Origin of the sequence: Planktothrix serta PCC 8927 (assembly GCF_900010725.2) — a bacterium.
In the GTDB taxonomy this organism is placed as follows: Bacteria; Cyanobacteriota; Cyanobacteriia; order Cyanobacteriales; family Microcoleaceae; genus Planktothrix; species Planktothrix serta.
The window spans coordinates 26,358-48,086 of sequence record NZ_LR734832.1 but is presented as its reverse complement, the minus strand read 5'-3'; the positions used below and the strand labels follow the sequence as shown (position 1 = coordinate 48,086).

Here is a 21,729-nt window from a genome sequence, read left to right as displayed (position 1 = left end):
AATAAAAATAGGGATATGTTAACCTCTTAAGAGGGGTTTTGAAATTTCAAAGTTGCCCAACTTAACTGTTGCGGAGGGTCAGGGTTTTTTCCCTCAACAGCTTGCTTGACTTGTTCAACACTTCCGGTTTTTGCGGCTTCTTTCAAATTACGTTCATAATGAGCGTTATCAATAGCAGCCTGTTGAGGTCGAGAACTGGTTTCTAAACACTTTTCTAAATCATCATAAATGCCATTTCGTCTCGCCATTGTTTTATATTGACGTTCGGTATCAATGAGTTTAGCCATCAGTTCCATATACATCGTATCCCCCTGACTCAGTTCTTCTAAAAGTTGCCATTCATCTCCACCTAAAACAGTATTTCCTGCACCCAAACGGGGGTCTTCAAACGCTTCTCCCATAACTTCCTGATAAATTTTAGGTACACTATCATCAAATTCGTGTTTTTCTTCTAACCATATTCGCCGAATTTCGCTAAGTTCTCCTATTGTAATTAAGGTTATATCTCGATATTCTTCCGGCGCTGTTTGTCTAATTTGTTGTTGTGCTTCTAATACCCGTCTTAACCAATGTTCTCGCCATTTTTTAGTATATGGCCCCGGAATAGGTTCAACAGATATTTCCCCATCAATATTACGTTCAAACAGTTGAACAGTTCCAACAAGTCGCCTAAAATCTCGTTTATCTCGATCATTTTGGATATCTAATTCTAAACGCAGATCAACAAGAGGTTGTAACCATTCTTTTTCTTGATCATTTTGGATCATTGCAGTTAATGATTTATCACTATCTACCAAAGTACAAACCCAACATCCAAACCGAGAACTTCCACAGCTAGGGGTAGAAGTATCTACAACAAGCGGGCAGTCATTATCAGCCGTTGCACCTCGATACATTGCAAATAATTCTTTATTATCCAGACCCCAAGGGTTTTCCCATTGCATTAAATACATCCAAACTTCATCAGTTCGCCAACTTTCAATAGGGGTATAAAGTAGAGAACTGGGTAAATGAGGATGAGGACAAAGATGATCACGAACTCGTTTTATTTCACGTTTAGCCATGATCATTGCACGGTTAGAACTTTCTGTTTTCCGCGTTCCTAAAATTACAATAGCTTCCCCATTTGACCGCACAACATCACGAATAAAACGGTTAGAGGGATCAATTTTTAAGCGTCCAGTACACCATCTAAACCGATGACGAGGTGCAGGATAACCTTTCCCTATTAAACCAGCCCAATAAGTTTGCGTCACTTCAGGCATTAATAAATGAGGTTCAATAGGCAAATTATTTTTCTGTGCAACTAATTTCATTCTATTTAAAGAATTATTAACCCAAGCAGAAACAATAGGATTTTCTACTAAAGTATCTGTACTAATAACATAAATTTTCTTATTAAGTTTTTCGGGTGGCAGTGTTGCGATCGCATTCCAAATAAGCTGTAAACTTGCTGTACTATCTTTTCCTCCAGAATAACCAATAACCCAAGGAATTTCATCTAAACAATATAAATCTTGAACTTCTTGGTTAAGAATTTCAAGATCATTGATAAATCCTTCAACATTCCGAGAGGGGAATAAAGATATTTGTTGATCAATTGCCATTTTGATATCACCCTAATTCTGATTTGAAAATATTGCTTCTATGCCACTGAATAGCATCAAGCCTTGGATAAAATTTTTCAATGTTGGGGAGAAATATAGAATCTCCATTAAAATCTCTCATGGGTCTAGCATGAGGTGATATTTCTTGTAAATCTTCTGCAACAATAATTTTATAATCATTATCTATAGTAAACCAACCTCGATCAAATGCCCAATGATGATTTTTACAAAATGAAATTCCATTATCAATTTTATTATCATAAAATAAAGATATCGGTTTGATATGCGCTCCATCAACAATAGTTTGATTAATAGAACGAGTTACCCTTAAACCACAAAATGCACATTTATAATCATAAATATGAATAATGGATTTCCTAAAAAAAGCATCTCTCATAACAGATTTATAAATTCTGATTTTTTTCTCAATTAATTGATCTAACTGTGTTAGCTCTTGTTCCGCTTCAGTTTGTAAATTTTGATTTACTCCTAAAATATCTTCTAATTCTTTTTGGGTATCAGAAAACCAAACTGATATTAAAGTATCTACTAATTCTTTTCTGGTTTCTCCATTTCTGATAAATTCAAATAATTGCTCATCTAACTTAGCATATTCTACCGCTTGTTTCAATTTATTAATACTCTTAGGTTGAAACCCATCAAAATCAGGCTTTAACTTCAAGTGCCAAAAATTTTCCCGTTTCAAGTGAAAAAAAGGATAGTGTAACCCCCCTGAATATCCTTCATTTCCCAAAAATTGCCAATGCTTTTTGAAGGTATCAATTAATTCATCTGATACCGTAATTTCGTTTTGCTCAATAATACCTTGTGCGATCAGATCAATAACAGATAACAACAAGATAGGTTTATAAGGAGCATCACCTCGTTGACGAATTTTACTAACCCTTAATTCCGAAAAGCGTTTACAATAGTCTCCAAGAGTTTGCCTGTTGTTAGGTTGTTGTGTACTGTCCATATTTTCCTCCTAACCGAAATTTATACATACTCCTGTCGTTTTCATTTCGGTAAGATACCCTTATGGGTAATTTTTTTTTAAAAACCCATCGCCTTATAAGCTTATCTTGGACTCATGGAACCTGCAACTCATTCAGATCTGATCGCAACAATTTGTAATCCTGGGGCTGACATCTCCCAATTTTTGGACATCTACCTGAACCAAAGAGATCGCCTTTTTGCCCAAAAAAGCCAAATGGCCGGAACCGAAACCTTTATCAGTTCTGTTACCCTTGAATGGATAGCCGCCAAAGTCGGTTTTGCGTCCCAATTGCCCTTATTTCAACCTCATTTAGACGCAACAGGTAACGTCGAGCGCGACGCTGAAACCGTTGATGAAATTTTCCAACGACCCCTCGACTGGTCACGTCAAGCCACCTTAACCCAATATCTCACCAACCATAAAGACCATAAATTCCCTGCGGTGTTAGTTGTCCTCAGTCCCGCCTGGGTCGATGACCCCAAAGCCTCTCAATGGGATAAAGACGGACACGCCACCGAGTCCGCCATTGAATTTCTCCCCCTCGACAGCCAAGGAAAACTCGGACTATTGCAGATGTCCGGCGATATATCCGTGTTTGCGTTAGATGGACAACATCGCTTAATGGGGATACAAGGGTTAATGCAACTCCTGCGGACAGGACGTTTACAACCCTACACTAAACAGAAAAAACCCATCGGGGATGCTATTACCGTTAAAGAACTTAGCCAAAAATTCGCTATCACTCCCCAACAGCTACAACAGTTATCCCAAGAAACCATCGGAGTTGAATTTATTCCCGCAGTGGTCAAAGGAGAAACTCGCGCCCAAGCCAGACAACGGGTAAGGTCTATTTTTGTTCACGTTAACTTAATGGCCGTCAAACTCAGTAAAGGACAATTAGCACTATTAGATGAAGATGATGGGTTTTCTATTGTCACTCGTCAGGTGGTAGTTTCCCATGCTTTATTTTGCGATAAACCCGGACGCAACCCTAGAATTAATTGGGATAGTGCCACAGTCGCCTCTAAGTCAACGGTCTTAACCACCCTGCAAGCATTAACCGATATGGGTCAACGGTATTTAAGTCCCAAATTTCCCCACTGGAAAGCCGCAAAATCTGGGTTAATTCCCCTGCGACCCACACCCGAAGAATTAGAAACCGGGATAGAAGCGCTACAACAACTGTTTGATGGGATGGCAAGTTTACCCAGTTATCAAAAGTTAGAACAAAGTTGGGAAACTCCCGCCTTGCGTCGGTTTAGTTTTGAAAAACCCGGAGGCGAAGGAAATTTACTCTTTCGTCCAGTGGGTCAAGTCGCCCTAGCCGCAGCCTTGGGGGTGTTGGTATTTTATCAACAACGGTCGATAACAGAGATTTTTGAGAAATTGCAAAGTTTTGATGGGTCTGGGGGGTTTAGTGGGATGGAATATCCTGACTCCCTCTGGTATGGAGTATTATATGACCCCAATAAACGCCGCGTCAGAGTCGCCGGAAAAGACTTAGCCGCCAAGCTACTCATCTATTTATTAGGAGGAATACAGCAACCGATGGAATGCGCCGAGTTACGCAAAGCCTTAGCCGATGCTAGAACATTTGAAAATAAAGCCGTCAGTTTTGAAGGTAAATTTGTCAAACCCAGAGAAGTCGGTTTACCCCAAACCTTATAACTTCTTTGTGTCTTTGTGTCTTTGTGGTTACAAAAATTCTTCCCCCTCAAAAAATTTCGTTTTTCTGGGAAAGGGGGTTGACAAAACCCGCCGCCGGAGAGATAATATTGTAGGGGGGCGTTCGTATATACACTTGACTAATTAATCAAATATTGAACTAAAAGTCAAACTCAAATGCGATCGCATTTTTTCCACAACAAAATGTAGGGGCGGGTTCTGTAATTATCTTCAATTCTAATCAATAATCTGACTAAACCCGCCCCTCTTCTCTTCAATGCGATCGCCTGAGAAGAAAGGGCGGGTTTAGGGAGATAATTACTGATCATTAAAGCTGGTCTCGGAACCCGCCCCTACGGTTTAATTGTTGATGATTGCTCAAATGCGATCGCATTTTTTCAACAACAAAATGTAGGGGCGGGTTCTGTAATTATCTTCAATTCTAACCAATAATCTAAATAAACCCGCCCCTCTCTTCTCTTCAATGCGATCGCCTGAGAAGAAAGGGCGGGTTTAGGGAGATAATTACTGATTATTAAAGCTCATCTCGGAACCCGCCCCTACGGTTTAATTGTTGATTATTACTCAAATGCGATCGCATTTTAGATCTGACTTTGAAACAGCCCTGATCTCATCCCAACATTTCTATAGCTTGATTAATTCCCTCTCGAACTGATGTGGCACATTTCATCAACGATTCCTGTTCAGATTCTGTTAAATCGAGTTCTAAAACTCGTTCTACTCCCCGACATCCTAACCAGGCAGGAACCCCTAAAAAAACATCATTCAAACCATATTGTCCTTGTAAATAACAACAGGTGGGTAATAATCTCGATTGTTGACGTAAAATAGATTCAACCATAATTCTAATCGAAGAAGCTGGCGCGAAATAAGCTCCTCCTGTTTTTAATAACTCAACAATTTCTCCCCCCCCTTGACGGGTGCGTTCTACAATTTTATCAATGGTTTCTTGTTCAATTAATTCTGTAATCGGAATACCATTAACCGTTGTGTAACGGGGTAAAGGAACCATTAAATCCCCATGACTTCCTAATACCGTTGCATCAATATTCGCCACCGACATTCCTAATTCTATTCCCAGAAAAGCCTCAAATCGAGCCGAATCTAAAACCCCTGCCATCCCCATAATTCGATGCGGTTCAATTTGTGTGACGTGCCAAGCAATATAAGACATAATATCTAATGGATTAGTGACAATAATTAACACCGCATCGGGAGAATATTGAATAGATTTTTTGGCAGCCTCGGCAACAATTTTGACATTAATATGAATTAAATCGTCTCGACTCATCCCCGGAATTCGAGGACGTCCGGCGGTAATCACAACAATATCTGAACCTGCTGTATCTGCATAATCATTAGTACCCATCACTTGTCGATCATGACGTTCAACAGCACCGGCTTGCATTAAATCTAACGCAATCCCTTGGGGAACCCCTTCTAAGATATCTAATAAAACAACATTGGCAATATTTTGTTCAACAATACGCTGGGCTAGGGTACTTCCTACTTTACCAGCACCAATAATTGAAACTCGTGTGGAATGACAAGATGGCGGGAAAAATGGAGTGGATAATATCATAATATTCTCTCAAATAACGACAAGTTAAACCCATTTTAGAATGAATATTGTTAGCCTCAATCTTCATCAGGTTGTAGTTGTTTTGCTTGTTCAAAGGCTGCAATTGCTTCTTCTGTTTGTCCTAAATCTTCTAAGACTAGACCTAGATTATACCAACCATCAGGATCATTAGGTTGTAGTTCTATCGCTTGATTAAACGAGATTAAAGCTTCTTCACTTCGGTTTAAATTAGATAAAGCAATTCCTTGATTGTACAACGCATTAAAATAATGGGGTTCTAATTTAATTGCCTCTCCATAAGATTCTACTGCTTCTTCTAATCGTCCTAAATCTGATAAAGCATTTCCCCGATTATTCCAGACATAAGGATCATTAGGTTCTAACTGAAGTGCTAGTTCATAAGATTTTAATGCTTCTCCAGTGTCACCTAAAAGTTCTAAAACACTCCCTCGATTATTCCAAGCGTCAGCATATTCGGGTCGTAGTCTAATCGCTTGTTCAAAAGAGTCTAAAGCTTCTTCGATTCTGCCCAAACTTTTCAGGGTATTGCCTCGATAGAACCACACAAAAGCATGATCGTTTTGCCGTTGAATAACTGTTTCAAAGGAAACTAAAGCTGCTTCAAAATCTTCGGCTTCATCTTGTTGAATGCCTTGTTCAAATAATCCCTCAATATCGGGTAAATCCTCCTCAACAGTTAAGGATTCCTCCGATTGAATTACAGGCGCTAATTCTTCTGTAATCGGGGTAGAAATCTCCTCAACAGTTAAGGATTCCTCCGATTGAATTACAGGCACTAATTCTTCTGTAATCGGGGCAAAATTCTCCTCAACAGCTAAGGGTTCATCTGATTGAATTACAGGCACTAATTCTTCTGTAATCGGGGTATAATTCTCCTCAACTTCTTGATTAACTTCTTCCGTTGAAATGGTGACACCATCCCCGACAAATTCCGCGTCAATAATCGGATAAGACTGAGGATTCTCTGAAATAGGAGTCTCTGTTTGCGGAGCGATTTGTTCTAAAAGACTTCTGCCAATGCGTCCCGAAACCGTTCCCACAGGCCCAATATCCAGACTCCCCAACCGTACCATCCGTTGCGCCAGTTCTTCATGTTGAGAAGGTGCTTCCTGAAGCCGAGTTCCAAACCGTTCCAACCAAGCAACTAACTCCCCTTCCTGAACTTTATGACCAATGAACCACCCTTTAATTTGCCCCCGACTTGACCCTTGTTGTACCGTGTCCAACAGTTGCAGAAATAGAGCTTCATATTCGGTATCCGTCCGAGGAATCACAGTTTCCGATGCTGGGGATGGAGGAGTAGGCTGTTTCCCGAACAGTCGTTGAATCAGTCGTTTGAAAAATTGAATAATTCGGCGTAGCATAAATAGGTTTAGACAATAGAGTTGTTATCGAGAATTGGGGCAAAACCACCAAGATATCGCACATAATACACCTTTTTGATTCGGCTATTTAGCTAAATCCTTCTACCCCAATATTGAACAGTTACAATCTCATGCTCTAGGAGCAATAGGCCAGAATATCAAAGTTATAGCAATCAGCAGGTTAGTCTTTACAACAACTTCTTTGTGTCTTTGTGGTTAAATTAAAGCTTAACCCTTCTGAACTATTGCCAGGTTGGTCACATCATCCGTAATAACCCCTGTTGACCAATTAGCATTTCCCGCAGCAGGCTGAAAATTCCCACCCAGATAATCGGGGTGATATCTACACCACCCAAAGGCGGAACAATTTTGCGGGTGACAACTAAAAAGGGTTCAGTTGGCCAAACAATCAAGTTGAAGGGAAAACGCTGTTGATTGACTTGGGGATACCAAGTTAAGACGATTCTGAAAATAAACAAAAAGGTCATCAAACCCAGACTTAAGCCTAAACCCCAGATTAAAACCGTTGTTGTCATAGCAGCAGAAAAAATATTTTAAGTTTTGTTACTGTTTCTAGGATCAATTTTAACGGTTTTGGGGTATTGTCTGAGAAATAGGGAGACGGCTGATCAAAATTCTGACCGGAAACTGGATCAACCAAGAATCCTCGCTCTTTTCGGGCGATCAAGTGTCAACTATTGTTAAAATAGTGAACTAAGAAATCATTCTAAGACAAGGATCGCATTTGTTATGACACCTTCATTGATGAACTTTTTTTATAGTTTGCTGGCCGGAATCCTGATTGTGGTGATTCCTGCTACCGTCGGTCTGATTTTTATCAGCCAGAAGGATAAAGTTATTCGTTCCTAGAATAACTCTCTGGAGACAAGTCTAGGCGCACTTGCCAAAATCCTTGTTAAACCCATAAACTCAGGGGCTAAGAATCAGAACTTCATCTGAATTACTAGCCCCTGCTGTCTATTGTTGCTAACAATATTCACCCTGAAGCCCGGAGCAGTAGAGATTTTCAAGAGAAGTCGCTAAGATAGGACTGGCATAGGAGAAAAAATAATGGTTAATTTAGGTTTAAATTTCAGCAGCTTAATCGGAATTATGCTCGCGGTTGCTGGTGCTGGATTATATTTCCTGCGTTCCTGGCGTCCAAAACTGGCACGAGATCATGATATTTTCTTTGCCGCCATTGGATTACTCTGTGGCGGGATTCTGCTATTTCAGGGATGGCGACTTGATCCCATTCTAGCGTTTGGTCAATTTTTATTAACCGGAAGTGCGATTTTCTTTGCAGTCGAAAGTATTCGCCTCCGAGGAATTGCTGTTGTCCAAGCCAAAGAACGCGCTCCGATTGTGGACGATGAACGTTATGTCAGTGACGTTTATCGAGTGGATGCAGAATTAGACGAACTGGAACCGACAGACGAATATATGCCAATGGCTCGTCAAATTCGTGGTAGTCGGGATAGTCGCTTAAGCAGAGCCGATACCTATGAAGATGAGTCTGTGCGTCGGCGTCCCTCTTCTAGTCGCAGAAGCAGCAGTGTTGACTATCCTCCCCTAGAAGATCGTTCCCGCAAGCGTCGTCCCCGTCCTGAAGCTCCTCCTGAAACGGCATCCGATTGGGGAGAACCCCCCAGAGAACGGGAAGAAAGACCTGCAAAAAATCGCTCTAGCCGTCCTCCGGCTTCGCCTTCAGTAGATAGAACAGATAGAGTAGATAGAGTAGATAGAGTAGATAGAGTAGATAGAGAGGATTGGTCAGTTTCTGAAACACCCCGTTCTCGTCGTCGTCCTTCTGCTTCCACTTCTGCTTCTGCTTCTGCCTCTTCTTCAGAATATCGTTATTCCGAAGATCGCAATCGCAATCATAATTCAACAGATTATGTTGAATATCGACCCGTAGACTATTCCGATGATGAGGTGGATAGTTCTTCTAATTTTGAAAAGTAAATCTGATCACAATCAAGTCCAAACTTTAGGAATTAGGCATTAGGATTATATTGATTCCCAGCCTGATTCCTAATTTTTTTGTATATTGCTACTTGAAGAGGGAACAGGGAACAGGGAACAGGGAACAGGGGATGAGGGGGACAAAGAGAAATAATAGACACTTCTTCGCTGAAACCCGACACCCCAGTTTATATAACAGGCAAGATGCCTGTTCCACACACCTATTAACAGTCAACAGTCAACCGTCAACCGTCAACATCCCTCTAATTTCATCAGCCGTTGCTGGAGCTAATAAAATGCCATTGCGATAATGTCCAGTCGCTAATAAAATATTTTTACATCCGGGTAAATTTCCAATTACAGGAGCAGGAATTCCGTCAGGACGGGGACGTAACCCTGACCATTGTTTAATTAGAGTAGCATTTTCTAAAGCTGGACAAATAGCGATCGCACCTTTTAAAACTAAATCCAATTGTTCAGAACTTGCTAAAATCTCATCCCCCTGTTCAGGAAATTCAACCGTTGCTCCTATCCAATATTCCGCATTTCCTAACGGCACAATATGAACATCATTTCCCGTAATTACAGGTTCTAATTCTCCATTTCCCAAACTTTCAAGACACCGAACTTGCACCGCCTGTCCTAAAACTGGACGAATATTAATCGGTTTTTTAGGATGATTTTCTGTAGCAATTTGAGAAATTAATGGTGTTGTTCCTAACCCCGCAGAAACGACAACCCAATCAACATTTAACTCTCCTGTACTGGTTTTAACTCGTTGACAAACTTGTTGCTCATCGGTATTTTTTAAAGTTTCTAAAGACTCTACTTTAACCCCAAATTCAAACCTCACACCCCGATGTTGAGCCGCCTCAACTAATGCTAATGTTAATAGAGTTGGATCAAGTTGTCGATCCTGGGGAGAATACACAGCACCCACCACATTTTTAGTATTAATCTGAGGATATTGAGTTTTAACTTCTTCTTGATTTAACCATTGCAATTCTAACCCTTGAGAACGGCGTAAATTAATTAAATTTTGCCATTTTTCTAATTCATCTTCCCCATAACATAATAATAAAATTCCTTGACGATTAAAAGGAATCTTTCGCCCTGTAATTGCTTCCAATTCAGGAATTAAACTCTCATAACGCTGCATACTAAACTCTCGCCGTCGCCACGCCCGTCCCTTTAATTTTTGACTAATAATTCCTACTAAAACCCCTAACGCTGCTCCCGTTGAAGCTTGAGCCGGATAATTTTGATCAAAAACAGTAATTTTTAAATCAGGAATTGCGGCAAGTTCATAAGCAATTGTTGCCCCAACAACACCACAACCAATAATAACAAGATGATTCATAAAAAAATGTTTAATAATTACGAATTGGGAATTACGAATTACGAATTACGAATTACGAAAACACAGATTAAAATCCGTGAAATCCGTGAAATCCTCTTAAATCCGCGATCCCTCTTCCCTGCTATAATTTGTAGAGACGCGAAATTTCACGTCTCTACAGTTTCAAATTAATTGCGAGTTCAACTAAGCTTTGTTAAGCGTTAGAAACTAAACCTAAAAACGCATCTAAATCTTTCAGGGCTTCTTGATATCCTGACGCAGCTTTGATAGGATCACGGTTTTCTGCGGCTTTGCTGACTTGGACTAAGTGTTCAAACACTTCTCTGGCCAGTTCACGAGCTTTAGGTTGGGTATCGGGCAACAAATTTTTGGTTAAATAATTCATTTCTTGCAACAATGATCCCAATGGCCCGTGAATAAAGGTATCCACTTGTACCCAGTTGCGAGCGCTAATATACCGAGGAAGTTCAGTGGTAAAGCGATCGCGCAGGGCCAAAATATCAGAGTTATATTTCTGGATTTGTTGAATTTGAGCTTCTGTGTAGGTTTTAGGAATTTCCACTTTCGGAGAACCGCAACCCACCACAAAAGTTGTAATCAGGGCTAAGATGCAAGCCAGAATTGAACGATAACGTTTCATATCCTAAGTGTTTAGAGTTTTACTAAAAAACACAACAGTCCCCAATATATTCCGATTAGGGATTTTACTATTGTTGCAGATTAGGGGACATTTGGCTAACTTCTAGCTTTAAAATCTTTAAATTTGGTCTGAAATTCGTACATCAACCGATTAACATTGTTGATCTCGCTGGGAACAATATCATATTCCCATTTTCGTTTACGACTCGCCAAAAGTTTGGCCACAGGGTTAGAAGCACTATTAGACACAAAATAACAATCCCCCGCCACTCTTAATTCTGAAGAAAAAGCAATAAAAGCTTGAGCCAATTCTAATCGCAATTGGGAAGCATAATGTTGACAATCTATCGCCAGGAAAATTCGAGAGGCGCGAGGTTCGCGTTTATTGGTGCGACAACTATCGGCTTCCATTTTATAAAGTACACAAACATCACAATCATATAACACCCTTAAACGACCATGAATTTTAACCCCTAAATGGATTTCTAAGGGGGGTTTTTGTTCAAATTCAATTACAGCATGGGTATAGGGTTGGGAGAGATCATAAATTTGTCCCGCCCGTCTACGAAATACTAAGGTTTCAGGATTTCGTTTCAAAACATCTTTATAATAAACAAAGGCTCCTTCATTGCGGGCTGCTTTCACAATAATATTGAAAATGTAGAATTTAAACCAATCCTCAAAATCTTTAGCGGCTTTGAGATCAGGATTTAAACTTTGTTTTAACTGTTGATTGATATTTTCCAGTAAAGCCGCATTAATTGCCATCACTTCCAATCTCCTGACGTAATTGTTCCAGTAAAAATTTTAACTTTTGCGTTTGTTCTTGTCGGTTATTAACAGATTCAACACTATATTTAAACAGTTTGCCTTTCCCCTCCACCGACGAGGTAAATCTCAACTCCGGTTTTAAGTCAGAATTTGGAGCTTCATGGCTGAAAATATCCATGATTTCTGTTTCTATTTCTGCGGTATTAATGACCGATTTCTCAATAGCATTAATTAAAATTAAAAGTTGTTCTTGGGGTGTATAATAATTTAATTTTAAATCAGGAGATTTCCGACCGGATACCAATTCTTCAATGGTTTTTCCCGCGCTAATCACCTCAGCAACTTGTTCAGTTACCCACCCCAATTTTATAGAACTCAGCATCTCTATCAGCGCGTTATAAACGGCTGAACAATCCTGTTCATTCATCACGTTTATGTTCATAACTTTAACCGATGAGCCTCAACACTATGCGATCGCTCACCTGCTTCCATTCTAACAATTTTTTTTAAAAATGACTTAAAAATCAACATTTCTTCAAAAACAAGCATAGACCCTATACTTACGAAGATGAGTTTCCGTCCCCTTACGGGGAAAAGGTAGAAGCTAACTCTGTTTCTCTGTTCGGGTATGAGCCCGAGTTTCGCTTTGTGTATGGTTTCCGTCCCCTTGCGGGGAAAAGGTAGAAGCTAACATACTGTAACCTTAATGAAGATCAGTGTTACTTCCTTGCTACTTTAAGTTTCCGTCCCCTTGCGGGGAAAAGGTAGAAGCTAACCTGTGCATACCTCTATGCCTTTCCTTATGTTCATGAGTAATAGTTTCCGTCCCCTTGCGGGGAAAAGGTAGAAGCTAACTGTGATGCCTTAGGTTTCTATAGCCCGGCAATTCTTCCACTGTTTCCGTCCCCTTGCGGGGAAAAGGTAGAAGCTAACTTGCTTGGACAGAAATGAAGAATCCTAACAAGGTTCTTCAGGAGTTTCCGTCCCCTTGCGGGGAAAAGGTAGAAGCTAACAGCTTATTGAAATTCTTGATGAAACTCTTGAGTCACTCCCAAGTTTCCGTCCCCTTGCGGGGAAAAGGTAGAAGCTAACTGCTCAAGAAGTTATGAAGGGTCTGAAAAGTCAAGGCTTTGGGGTTTCCGTCCCCTTGCGGGGAAAAGGTAGAAGCTAACCCCTGAAGTTTGGGAAAGCATCGACATCTACTCCTGTTACGTCGTTTCCGTCCCCTTGCGGGGAAAAGGTAGAAGCTAACCAAACGAAATTCAGATCAACCTCCAACCTGACACCCGCTCGGTTTCCGTCCCCTTGCGGGGAAAAGGTAGAAGCTAACCTTACTTTCGACAGTGGGGAATTGAAGAGCAACACCACTTGTTGTTTCCGTCCCCTTGCGGGGAAAAGGTAGAAGCTAACAGCTTCTACCTTAATCATCGGTGTTGGTTCTATTGCTTTAGGTTTCCGTCCCCTTGCGGGGAAAAGGTAGAAGCTAACAGGGTCAATTCCCCTAACCAAGAAGTTTAAGGGATTGTACGTTTCCGTCCCCTTGCGGGGAAAAGGTAGAAGCTAACCCTACCCTTATAGAAACCTGACGCTATGAAGTTTTCAAAGTGCGTTTGCGAGGGAGTACGGATGTAGGGGTTGTATAAAAAGTTAATTAGGCTATTTTAAGCTACCTCAACTCGTAAAATCCTCCATATTTAAGACTATAACGGAATTTCTCTAACGAGTCAAGCGCCCAATCCCAAAAAATCTCAAAAAAGCTTTATCCCTGATGGAATCACGCTTTCTAGCTTCCTGCGACACCGAATGAGAAAATTTTACAAAACATTACAAATCTATCAAACCTAATCAAATAGGACGTTTAACCCTAACTTATCGTCTAAATACAGGTTAAAACGTCCTATAAATCTGAGAAACCGTAATATTGCTTAATTAATAATAGGTTAAAATCGAGCTTCAACAGAAGCTTGACTTTTGAGGAATTCCGTATTAACACCCGACTCCCGCACCAAGACAATTTTACCCGTGCGAGCAATTTCCCGAATCCCAAAGCGACCTAAGACTTGGATAATGGCCACCATTTTTCCGGGATCACCGACAACTTCAATGGTGAGAGCATCATCCCCAATATCAACAACCCGCGCTCGGAATATTTGCGCCAACTCAATAATTTCTGAGCGAGTGGTACTGCTATTGTAATTCACCTTCAATAGCATCAACTCCCGTTCTACACAAGGAACTTCGGTAATATCCTGTACTTTCAGAACATTGATCAGTTTGTAGAGTTGTTTCGTCAACTGTTCAATAATCTGGTCATCCCCTGGAACAACCATTGTAATCCGAGAAATACCAGACTGTTCAGCAGGGCCTACAGCTAAACTCTCGATATTGAACCCTCGACGCGCAAACAAACCTGCAATTCGCGTCAGGACTCCTGCTTCATCTTCTACTAAAACAGATAGAGTGTGTTTCATACTGGCTACAACTTGATCAGGGACTAAGCTCCCGACTTAAAACTAACTATATTAGTCATCAATTGTACAGGACTCCAGAGCAACAGAACTATCCCCCCGCAGTCCTCTATCAGGGTCAAACCGAAAAAAACTTGATAATAAGTTGACAATAATTATCAATAAGGCTACACTAATTTTTAGTGTTCTCCTCTCAAAGGATCGGCAAACGGGGCAGTCCGCAATGGTAGACTGACCCCGAATTTCTTTTTTAGAGGGAACAGGGAACAGGGAACAGGGAACAGAGGAAGTAGGAACAAATTACAGGTGTCTAGCGCAAACTGGACAGTTTAACAACACACCATGAAGAACAGGGAACAGGGGAAGTAGGGGCGAGGTTTTCTCGCCCTCAACAGCCAACAGCCAACATTCAAAGCTTTTTCATTAAAACTGTGAAGATTGAACTCTCTGATCTGAGCGTAAGACGCTACACTGTAGAGTCAGGAAATGCTTAAGAGAGTTGACAGTCATGCCTGTTTCTACCCCATCCCAGTCTTTTGCTGAATTTAGTTCTGACTCAGATCAGGAATTTGACGTGATTGTCATTGGTTCTGGTATTGGAGGACTGGTGACTGCGACCCAATTAGCTGCGAAGGGCGCTAAAGTTCTGGTTTTGGAAAGCTATATCATCCCCGGTGGAAGTGCGGGATACTTTGAACGAGACGGATATCGATTTGACGTCGGTGCATCGATGATTTTTGGATTTGGGGACAAAGGAACCACGAACCTCCTAACCCGCGCCTTACAAGCGGTAAACGTGACCTTAGAAACAATTCCCGATCCGGTTCAAATTCACTATCATCTTCCCCAAGATCTAAAATTGCGGGTTCATCGGGATTATGAGAAATTTTTGCAAGAACTAATTGCTCGGTTCCCCCATGAACAAAAAGGGATTCGTCAATTTTATGATGAATGCTGGAAAGTCTTTAACTGTCTCAACTCCATGGAGTTGCTGTCTTTGGAAGAACCCCGTTACTTAATGCGGGTGTTTTTCCAAGAGCCGGGATCATGTTTAGGGTTAGTGCAGTATCTTCCCCAAAACGTCGGGGATATTGCCAAACGTTATATCAAAGATCCCGAACTTTTAAAGTTTATCGATATTGAATGTTACTGCTGGTCAGTGGTTCCCGCCGATTTAACTCCGATGATCAACGCCGGAATGGTATTTTCCGATCGCCATTATGGGGGAATTAATTATCCGAAAGGAGGAGTCGGTCAAATTGCCCTGAAATTAGTCGAAGGATTAGAAAAATTTGGGGGACAAATTCAATATAAAGCCAGAGCTAAACAAATCCTATTAGAAAACGGACGGGCTGTGGGAGTAGAACTCGTTGATGGCAGAGTTTATCGCGGAAAACGTATCGTTTCTAATGCCACCCGTTGGGATACCTTTGGCAAGTTAATCCCCCCTGAATATATGCCAAAAGCAGAAAAAAAATGGCGAGAACGTTATCAGAAATCCCCTAGTTTTTTAAGTTTACATTTAGGAGTAGAAGCCTCGGTATTCCCACCCGGAACCGATTGTCACCATATTATTGTGGAAAATTGGGATAAAATGGAGGAACCCGAAGGCACAATCTTTGTGTCAATTCCTACTTTATTAGATCCGAGTTTAGCTCCGGTCGGATATCATATTATTCATGTCTTTACCCCCAGTTGGATTGATGATTGGGAAAAATTACCTGAATCAGAATATGAAGCCAAAAAAGAAGCCGCAGCAGGCAGAATTATTGACCAATTAGAAATACTTTTTCCGGGGTTAGATGCCGGGTTAGATTATATGGAAGTTGGAACTGCGCGATCGCATCGTCGCTTTTTGAACCGACAGGATGGAACTTATGGCCCCATTCCGGCCTATAAATTAAAAGGACTCCTAGGAATGCCCTTTAACCGCACGTCTATTCGAGGGTTATATTGTGTCGGTGATAGCACCTTCCCCGGCCAAGGATTAAACGCTGTCGCCTTCTCCGGCTTCGCCTGCGCCCATCGGGTAGCCGTTGACCTAAAACTGTAGGGTGCGTAAGCCCCGCGCACGCACCATCCACCCACCCATCGGGCAGCCATTAACCTAAAACCGTAGGGTGCGTAAGCCCCGCGCACGCACCACCCACCGACCCATCCATCCATCTATCCATCCAACACCCAACCGTCAACCGATTTCCTCAATAATACGTTCTAAAGCCTTAACGGGATCATCAGAGGCCGTGATCGGACGTCCAATAACCAGATAATTCGCCCCGGCTTTGAGAGCTTCCACCGGGGTAAAAGTCCGTTGTTGATCGCCTTTATCTGCCCAAACCGGACGTACCCCCGGACAAACTAATAGAAACTCATTCCCGCAGGTTTGACGCAGTTGGGCGACTTCCTGGGGAGAACAAACAGCGCCCGCTAACCCACTTTCTTGAGCTAATAAAGCCATATTTAAAGCATATTCAGGTAATTCTAACGGGACTTTTAAATCAAAAGCTAAATCCCTGGAATTTAAACTCGTTAATAGGGTAATAGCGATTAATTTGGGAACGGGATAACCCGCCTCCTTTGCAGCGTCTTCGGCGGCGATTTGTGCGGCTTTCAGCGCTGTTTTTCCGGCCGTTGCATGAAGGGTAATTAAATCCACACCATATCGAGAAGCAGATCGACAAGCGCCCGCAACGGTATTAGGAATATCATGGAATTTTAAATCCAGAAAAATGCGTTTTTCTTGGGATTTTAGGAAAGTTAAAATTTCTGGGCCACAACTAACAAATAATTCTAACCCGACTTTCCAGAATGTAACTTGAGGAAGTTTTTCAACCAGGGCGATCGCATCTTCTTTACTAGAAACATCCAAGGGAACAATAATTTTATCTAAGCTCATTATCTGATCCGAATTAAGTCTATAATTAAAATTAACTCTATCAGAGGGATTGAGCTAACGTTCTTTTATTTTACTTATCTGAGACTGGCAGAAGAATCTTGAGTTAATATCACTGAAATTCAGGAATAGATGATGGCAAACCAACACGCATAAAAAAACGAGCAAAGGTTTGAGAGAAATGCTCTAAAAAAGGAGATTTTAAACGCCAGCGTGACCCGATTTTTTCAGCGTGCCTTACAAGATAGGTAAAGGGAAGACTATAAATTTGTCGAAAATCTACAACAAGGGCATCTCGATTATTGGCGGGATCAATTGGGGATGCCAGGAGATGTAGTCCCTCAATCCTACCTCTGCGTACATCATTCCATTTACCCTTACGAGTAAAATCTGGGTTAACTCTCTCAAATTCCACAATTGGATAAATGGGACATAGGGCGACGAATAGAGCCTTGTGATTCTCAAGATCACAGCTTTGAGTTAATATAATTAAGTCCAATTCCTTAACCTCTGCATCGATTTCTTGACCTTCTGGGTTGCGGGAGAAATTGTCCGGATCGAAAACAGGGATGGGAACCAGACAATTTTGTAAATAGTCACCTTGACGCAAATTTCCCTCATTCACGTTTATCCAGAAATGTTCTACTGTCATTCGTCATCCAGTTGATATGGTAGAGGTTCGATCCGCCCTTTAAATTGATAGCGTACTCGCACTGTAAAGGTTCGTTTAGGTGGAACAGGTTTATAATCAATCTCTTGAATATTTTCTGGCGTGGTTAGTTGTCGTTCTGAAGGTGTTAATGCTCTCCAAATTTCATCTGTAAATTTTGCTATTTTTCGGTGTTCTAAACTGTGAAAAGCTGAGGAAAAAACAGTTTCTCGAATTAATACTTCCGGTGATTTATTTGCTCTTTGAGTAGGAGGTAGTGTACAAATTATAGTCATTTTATTAGCTCCCTTATTTCATCTGTAATACAGGCTTCAAAGATTTGATCTATTTCTTCATGGAGGTTTTCTAAAATGTCCCACAAAGTCGTTTTTTCAATTGGAATATTACAGATTCGGAACAGATAAATATCCAATAATACGGAAACAACCGAGTCACCAGAAGGTGGAATAATCGCCTGATTTAGAAGGAGGATTGCTTCCACTTCCGGTTTAGGAATCTGTAACTGTATGAAGTACCCATTCAGGGATTCGGACAAATCAGAGGGAACTTGGGGAAAAACTCTCAGGTAATCTTTGAAATCCTTGATAGGAAGAGGTAAATCAAAACGATTGATATAACGGACTCCAAGACGGTTAATTGCGGTTGGGTGGATCGCATTTTGATAAATATTCCATAATCGCTTTGCCTCATCCCGAAATGATTCCCAATTCTCATAGGGAGCAAGCCGACTGAAGGAAAAGCCATCCAAACGTGCTTGGATAATTTGCTTTTGATTGCTACTGATACAGCCAAATCCGATCTGGGCTTGAGTTGCTGTAGCCCCAACACTCGTTCCTGCTTTCATCTCTTCTTGAACAAACAAAAGAGCTTCTTGATTTGGGTAGTCTGTGGAAATGGTAGTCTGCACACCCCCTAATGTTTCGAGTCCTGCCTCTTGAGGAAGGGTAACACCCAGATCGATCACCGCTTCGGTGATGGGTGAGCGTGAATAGTGTCTCCTTGCTTGCATAAGATAATCATAATCTATGAAGGGGTTGGAAATCAACCTTTGTAGCTCTACGTTACATTAACGTTTCCGGGTTATTATACCACATCCTTGACTTTTTCGATATAGCAGGAAATCGGGAGAATGCTTCTAGTCGTTTCATATCTATTTTCAAGAATTCTAATTAATTTAGAATTGCTATAGAATTCTATTTGTTAAGGTTAGAATTAGATGACAGAAACTCAACGTCAACTTTTGAGAACATTACCCTCAGCTATTCTCGAAGATCCGCCTTTATTCGTGGTTGAAATTGTTAGTCCCAATAACCCCGATGATGATTATCGTTATAAACGTTCAGAATATGCTGCGTTAGGTATTCCTGAATATTGGATTATTGATCCTCAAGCTTTAAAAATCTCAATTTTAACCTTAGTTTCGGGTTTATATGAAGTTATAGAAATGACAGAAAAAGATTCTATAAATTCTATAACTTTTCCTGAATTAAAATTAACAGTTGAACAAATTTTAAATCCTTTTTAGGCTCATTAAGTGGGGCGGGTTTATCAAGATTATTTGTTAGATTTGAAGGATTTTGTTGAACCCGCCCCTACGGGTTTGATATATTTAATTTAATTGATTAATTATTTGTATTTATTATATTATAGCAGTGGGTTAAAAAATCCGGTTGATGGGAACGTTGAATCATCAGGGATGCTATTATCGGAGCCATTGGGTGACATCGAAGGTCGTTCCTGTTAACTTAATGATCTGACCAGAATGATCAAAAACGGGGCCGCCTCGGGCGTTAATGTAGCGAATTTCTCCATCATTGGCGCGAATGATGCGTAAGTTGGCTTCAAACGCCTCCCTTCTAAGCGACCGAGACTGAATCGCTTCCTGATGAAGTTGGCGATCATCAGGGTGAATTAAAGCTAAAATTTCTTCAGCAGTGGGGGCAGACTGATTCGGGTCAAGACCATGAATCAGAAAAAGCTCCTCCGTCCAATAAATTTCACGAGTTATGACATCGAACTCCCAACACCCGACTTGAGCCACTCGTTGGGCATTTCGCAACATCATTTCTGATCGTCGTAGTTGGGCTTCAATGTGTTTGCGCTGCTCAATTTCTTGGTGTAGACGAGCATTCGCCGCCATCAATTCTTGCCAGATATTGGCGGTAATCGAATCAACTATCCCTTCTGGAAGATAAAAATCTCTGTTAAGTGGCTGGAGTTTCTTATTATAAACCGGATCGAGACAGTACCCCTGACCATAGTGGGTTTGAATAAAATTTTGAACACCCGCCTGTTCAAGCTTACGGCGAATACTGCGGATATGGCTCTTGAGGGTGGCATCGCTGGGTAACTCATCGTCCAATGTCCAGAGGCGATCGCCCATCTCGCTGCGAGAAAACATTTTTCGGGGATAAGTGAGGAATAACTCCAGAATTTGGTATTCCTTGCGGTTGACCTTCAAAATTTGACCGTAGCAGGTAATTTGCTGGGCGACGGGATTGAGAGACAATGGCCCCCAGGTTAACAGAGGGCTGGCCCGACGAAGGCCCCGCCGCGCCAAAGCACGCAGTTGAGCCAGGAGTTCAGGAAGCTGAATCGGTTTCACTAAACAGGCATCCGCCCCACTATCTAAGCCATCGACACAAGTGTTGGCATCAGCAGACTCCAGCATTAGCAAAATCAGGACGGGGTTGCCAACCTCGCGCAAGCGAGAACACAGGGTCACTCCATCCAAATCAGGCAATACCGCCTCCAGCAAAACCCCATCGTACATGAACGCCTGAAGCAATTCCCAGGCTTCCTCGCCATCGGTTGCAATATCAACAATAAAGCTATGGCGGGATAAAACCTGATGTATGACCCTGCACAATGTTGGGTCTGGGGAAACCAGCAGAATTCTCATGGTTTAGCGGTTCAGCTTTCACAAGGGCTATCCCTCCAGAATTACACAAAGTTTTCACCTTTTTCTGTCATACTTTCTCCAAGTTTTTTAGTCCAGACCAAATTCTGAAAGGGTTGCTCTATATGGTTCCTGCCTCCCATCACGTCTATGATTTCATTCAAAAGAATGCCTTGATCAGTGGTGTGATCAATGGTGTCATCAACGGTGTGATTGGCTGGTTTATGTTTCGCGCAAAAGAGGCTCTACCCCTTACCGTTGATACCATATCAGCCCATGAAAAAACAGTTTTCTCAACGGGGGTGATGACAGCGTTTATGCTGTCGCTCATCTTGGGGACAATCGCCTTTTTTACCTTCAGCAAAAAAGCTAAAACTTTCCCCGTGCCATTTCCAGAGCTTTTGGATCGGCCTTTTTTCTTTTTTGGGGTGAGAACAGTTCTGTTTTATTCTCTGTTTGCCTTTGGTACAGCGGCATTGGTTGCCCTATTTTTGCAAAAGTTTTTAGGAACTATTCTGGTAACGCCTTTGATCGCCGCCATTCTCTTAGGGATAATCGCCGGGATAGCGTCCTGGTTTATTAATGCGGCAGTCATGAAAGCGATGTTGCGACCTGAGTAGGTTTTTGAGTGATGGCTCTTGATTTGGGCAATGTTGAGAACTCCGATAACAAAGGGTTCTAATATTCCATCCTTTAATGTTTGCTACAAGTAATTGATCGGGTGGCTAATAACTTTTTCCCACTCCCTATTCCGATTTTCTTTTCCCTTCTGTTCCCTGTTCCCTGTTCCCTGTTCCCTTTTGTAGC

Annotated in this window: 21 protein-coding genes and 1 CRISPR repeat array; of the genes, 6 read left to right on the top strand and 15 right to left on the bottom strand. The window is 41.4% G+C overall.

From position 1 onward, the window contains the following. Positions 1 to 26 precede the first annotated feature (26 nt). On the bottom strand, positions 27 to 1,607 hold the full coding sequence (gene dndC / locus PL8927_RS02800) for a DNA phosphorothioation system sulfurtransferase DndC (RefSeq protein ID WP_083617406.1): 1,581 nt from the start codon (positions 1,605 to 1,607) through the stop codon (positions 27 to 29). Between the two features lie 7 nt (positions 1,608 to 1,614). Beyond that, on the bottom strand, positions 1,615 to 2,583 hold the full coding sequence (locus tag PL8927_RS02795; RefSeq protein WP_083617404.1) for an HNH endonuclease: 969 nt from the start codon (positions 2,581 to 2,583) through the stop codon (positions 1,615 to 1,617). A gap of 114 nt (positions 2,584 to 2,697) precedes the next feature. On the opposite strand from PL8927_RS02795, the gene PL8927_RS02790 reads away from it, so the two are divergent. Beyond that, the gene (locus PL8927_RS02790) at positions 2,698 to 4,272 is read left to right on the top strand and encodes a DGQHR domain-containing protein (protein ID WP_083617402.1); all 1,575 of its coding nucleotides are present in this window, start codon (positions 2,698 to 2,700) and stop codon (positions 4,270 to 4,272) included. Between the two features lie 628 nt (positions 4,273 to 4,900). On the opposite strand, the gene mdh is transcribed toward PL8927_RS02790, so the two are convergent. The 3 genes from mdh to PL8927_RS02775 all read right to left on the bottom strand — a co-directional run bounded on the left by mdh (position 4,901) and on the right by PL8927_RS02775 (position 7,793). Continuing rightward, a complete protein-coding gene (gene mdh / locus PL8927_RS02785; protein WP_083617400.1) occupies positions 4,901 to 5,872 on the bottom strand; it encodes a malate dehydrogenase in 972 nt (323 codons plus the stop codon). 56 nt (positions 5,873 to 5,928) lie between these two features. Next, on the bottom strand, positions 5,929 to 7,257 hold the full coding sequence (locus PL8927_RS02780) for a tetratricopeptide repeat protein (protein WP_083617398.1): 1,329 nt from the start codon (positions 7,255 to 7,257) through the stop codon (positions 5,929 to 5,931). Between the two features lie 257 nt (positions 7,258 to 7,514). Further along, the gene (locus PL8927_RS02775; protein WP_083617396.1) at positions 7,515 to 7,793 is read right to left on the bottom strand and encodes a YggT family protein; all 279 of its coding nucleotides are present in this window, start codon (positions 7,791 to 7,793) and stop codon (positions 7,515 to 7,517) included. A 214-nt stretch (positions 7,794 to 8,007) separates the two neighbouring features. Here PL8927_RS02775 and psbX point away from each other — a divergent pair, with 214 nt between their 5' ends. Further along, complete coding sequence (gene psbX, locus PL8927_RS02770) at positions 8,008 to 8,127, top strand: photosystem II reaction center X protein (protein WP_083617394.1); 120 nt, start codon at positions 8,008 to 8,010, stop codon at positions 8,125 to 8,127. Between the two features lie 201 nt (positions 8,128 to 8,328). Further along, the gene (locus PL8927_RS02765) at positions 8,329 to 9,222 is read left to right on the top strand and encodes a Ycf66 family protein (protein ID WP_083617392.1); all 894 of its coding nucleotides are present in this window, start codon (positions 8,329 to 8,331) and stop codon (positions 9,220 to 9,222) included. A gap of 238 nt (positions 9,223 to 9,460) precedes the next feature. On the opposite strand, the gene PL8927_RS02760 is transcribed toward PL8927_RS02765, so the two are convergent. From PL8927_RS02760 to ilvN, 5 genes are all read right to left on the bottom strand, one after another. After that, positions 9,461 to 10,582, bottom strand: a complete 1,122-nt coding sequence (locus PL8927_RS02760) for an NAD(P)/FAD-dependent oxidoreductase (protein WP_083617390.1) — start codon at positions 10,580 to 10,582, stop codon at positions 9,461 to 9,463. 193 nt (positions 10,583 to 10,775) lie between these two features. Beyond that, the gene (psbQ, locus tag PL8927_RS02755; protein WP_083617388.1) at positions 10,776 to 11,222 is read right to left on the bottom strand and encodes a photosystem II protein PsbQ; all 447 of its coding nucleotides are present in this window, start codon (positions 11,220 to 11,222) and stop codon (positions 10,776 to 10,778) included. Between the two features lie 95 nt (positions 11,223 to 11,317). Then, complete coding sequence (locus PL8927_RS28345) at positions 11,318 to 11,989, bottom strand: hypothetical protein (RefSeq protein ID WP_231505895.1); 672 nt, start codon at positions 11,987 to 11,989, stop codon at positions 11,318 to 11,320. Further along, entirely contained in the window at positions 11,979 to 12,434 is a 456-nt protein-coding gene (locus PL8927_RS28340; RefSeq protein WP_231505894.1) for a hypothetical protein, read from the bottom strand. Before PL8927_RS28340 ends, PL8927_RS28345 begins: the two co-directional genes overlap by 11 nt. 130 nt (positions 12,435 to 12,564) lie before the next feature. Next, positions 12,565 to 13,557: direct repeats of the CRISPR family, unit length 37 nt; unit sequence GTTTCCGTCCCCTTGCGGGGAAAAGGTAGAAGCTAAC. Positions 13,558 to 13,932: 375 nt separating this feature from the next. After that, positions 13,933 to 14,463 (bottom strand): acetolactate synthase small subunit, encoded by a 531-nt coding sequence (gene ilvN, locus PL8927_RS02745; protein ID WP_083617386.1) that lies wholly within the window; start codon positions 14,461 to 14,463, stop codon positions 13,933 to 13,935. A 505-nt stretch (positions 14,464 to 14,968) separates the two neighbouring features. Between ilvN and crtH the strand changes: the two genes are divergently transcribed. Next, entirely contained in the window at positions 14,969 to 16,513 is a 1,545-nt protein-coding gene (gene crtH, locus PL8927_RS02740) for a carotenoid isomerase (RefSeq protein ID WP_083617384.1), read from the top strand. Between the two features lie 135 nt (positions 16,514 to 16,648). On the opposite strand, the gene pyrF is transcribed toward crtH, so the two are convergent. The 4 genes from pyrF to PL8927_RS02720 all read right to left on the bottom strand — a co-directional run bounded on the left by pyrF (position 16,649) and on the right by PL8927_RS02720 (position 19,032). Then, positions 16,649 to 17,356: an orotidine-5'-phosphate decarboxylase gene (gene pyrF, locus PL8927_RS02735; protein WP_083617382.1), complete on the bottom strand. Its 708-nt coding sequence runs from the start codon at positions 17,354 to 17,356 to the stop codon at positions 16,649 to 16,651. Between the two features lie 109 nt (positions 17,357 to 17,465). Further along, positions 17,466 to 18,005, bottom strand: coding sequence for a hypothetical protein (locus PL8927_RS02730; RefSeq protein ID WP_083617380.1), 540 nt, complete (start codon positions 18,003 to 18,005; stop codon positions 17,466 to 17,468). Continuing rightward, positions 18,002 to 18,298, bottom strand: a complete 297-nt coding sequence (locus tag PL8927_RS02725) for a hypothetical protein (protein WP_083617378.1) — start codon at positions 18,296 to 18,298, stop codon at positions 18,002 to 18,004. Before PL8927_RS02725 ends, PL8927_RS02730 begins: the two co-directional genes overlap by 4 nt. After that, positions 18,295 to 19,032, bottom strand: coding sequence for a TIGR04255 family protein (locus PL8927_RS02720; RefSeq protein ID WP_083617376.1), 738 nt, complete (start codon positions 19,030 to 19,032; stop codon positions 18,295 to 18,297). Before PL8927_RS02720 ends, PL8927_RS02725 begins: the two co-directional genes overlap by 4 nt. A 207-nt stretch (positions 19,033 to 19,239) precedes the next feature. On the opposite strand from PL8927_RS02720, the gene PL8927_RS02715 reads away from it, so the two are divergent. After that, positions 19,240 to 19,548 carry a Uma2 family endonuclease gene (locus tag PL8927_RS02715; protein WP_083617374.1) on the top strand — a complete coding sequence of 103 codons (309 nt, stop codon included), beginning with the start codon at positions 19,240 to 19,242 and terminating at the stop codon, positions 19,546 to 19,548. Positions 19,549 to 19,725: 177 nt separating this feature from the next. Here the strand turns inward: PL8927_RS02715 and PL8927_RS02710 are convergent, their stop codons facing one another. After that, positions 19,726 to 20,925, bottom strand: coding sequence for a response regulator (locus tag PL8927_RS02710; protein WP_083617372.1), 1,200 nt, complete (start codon positions 20,923 to 20,925; stop codon positions 19,726 to 19,728). A 122-nt stretch (positions 20,926 to 21,047) separates the two neighbouring features. Between PL8927_RS02710 and PL8927_RS02705 the strand changes: the two genes are divergently transcribed. Beyond that, a complete protein-coding gene (locus tag PL8927_RS02705) occupies positions 21,048 to 21,542 on the top strand; it encodes a permease (protein WP_083617370.1) in 495 nt (164 codons plus the stop codon). Positions 21,543 to 21,729 lie beyond the last annotated feature (187 nt).

Bases quoted from the DNA above. Each gene is read 5' to 3' on its own strand.
- dndC (WP_083617406.1), bottom strand. From the start codon at position 1,607: ATGGCAATTGATCAACAAATATCTTTATTCCCCTCTCGGAATGTTGAA.
- PL8927_RS02795 (WP_083617404.1), bottom strand. From the start codon at position 2,583: ATGGACAGTACACAACAACCTAACAACAGGCAAACTCTTGGAGACTAT.
- PL8927_RS02790 (WP_083617402.1), top strand. From the start codon at position 2,698: ATGGAACCTGCAACTCATTCAGATCTGATCGCAACAATTTGTAATCCT.
- mdh (WP_083617400.1), bottom strand. From the start codon at position 5,872: ATGATATTATCCACTCCATTTTTCCCGCCATCTTGTCATTCCACACGA.
- PL8927_RS02780 (WP_083617398.1), bottom strand. From the start codon at position 7,257: ATGCTACGCCGAATTATTCAATTTTTCAAACGACTGATTCAACGACTG.
- PL8927_RS02775 (WP_083617396.1), bottom strand. From the start codon at position 7,793: ATGACAACAACGGTTTTAATCTGGGGTTTAGGCTTAAGTCTGGGTTTG.
- psbX (WP_083617394.1), top strand. From the start codon at position 8,008: ATGACACCTTCATTGATGAACTTTTTTTATAGTTTGCTGGCCGGAATC.
- PL8927_RS02765 (WP_083617392.1), top strand. From the start codon at position 8,329: ATGGTTAATTTAGGTTTAAATTTCAGCAGCTTAATCGGAATTATGCTC.
- PL8927_RS02760 (WP_083617390.1), bottom strand. From the start codon at position 10,582: ATGAATCATCTTGTTATTATTGGTTGTGGTGTTGTTGGGGCAACAATT.
- psbQ (WP_083617388.1), bottom strand. From the start codon at position 11,222: ATGAAACGTTATCGTTCAATTCTGGCTTGCATCTTAGCCCTGATTACA.
- PL8927_RS28345 (WP_231505895.1), bottom strand. From the start codon at position 11,989: ATGGCAATTAATGCGGCTTTACTGGAAAATATCAATCAACAGTTAAAA.
- PL8927_RS28340 (WP_231505894.1), bottom strand. From the start codon at position 12,434: ATGAACATAAACGTGATGAATGAACAGGATTGTTCAGCCGTTTATAAC.
- ilvN (WP_083617386.1), bottom strand. From the start codon at position 14,463: ATGAAACACACTCTATCTGTTTTAGTAGAAGATGAAGCAGGAGTCCTG.
- crtH (WP_083617384.1), top strand. From the start codon at position 14,969: ATGCCTGTTTCTACCCCATCCCAGTCTTTTGCTGAATTTAGTTCTGAC.
- pyrF (WP_083617382.1), bottom strand. From the start codon at position 17,356: ATGAGCTTAGATAAAATTATTGTTCCCTTGGATGTTTCTAGTAAAGAA.
- PL8927_RS02730 (WP_083617380.1), bottom strand. From the start codon at position 18,005: ATGACAGTAGAACATTTCTGGATAAACGTGAATGAGGGAAATTTGCGT.
- PL8927_RS02725 (WP_083617378.1), bottom strand. From the start codon at position 18,298: ATGACTATAATTTGTACACTACCTCCTACTCAAAGAGCAAATAAATCA.
- PL8927_RS02720 (WP_083617376.1), bottom strand. From the start codon at position 19,032: ATGCAAGCAAGGAGACACTATTCACGCTCACCCATCACCGAAGCGGTG.
- PL8927_RS02715 (WP_083617374.1), top strand. From the start codon at position 19,240: ATGACAGAAACTCAACGTCAACTTTTGAGAACATTACCCTCAGCTATT.
- PL8927_RS02710 (WP_083617372.1), bottom strand. From the start codon at position 20,925: ATGAGAATTCTGCTGGTTTCCCCAGACCCAACATTGTGCAGGGTCATA.
- PL8927_RS02705 (WP_083617370.1), top strand. From the start codon at position 21,048: ATGGTTCCTGCCTCCCATCACGTCTATGATTTCATTCAAAAGAATGCC.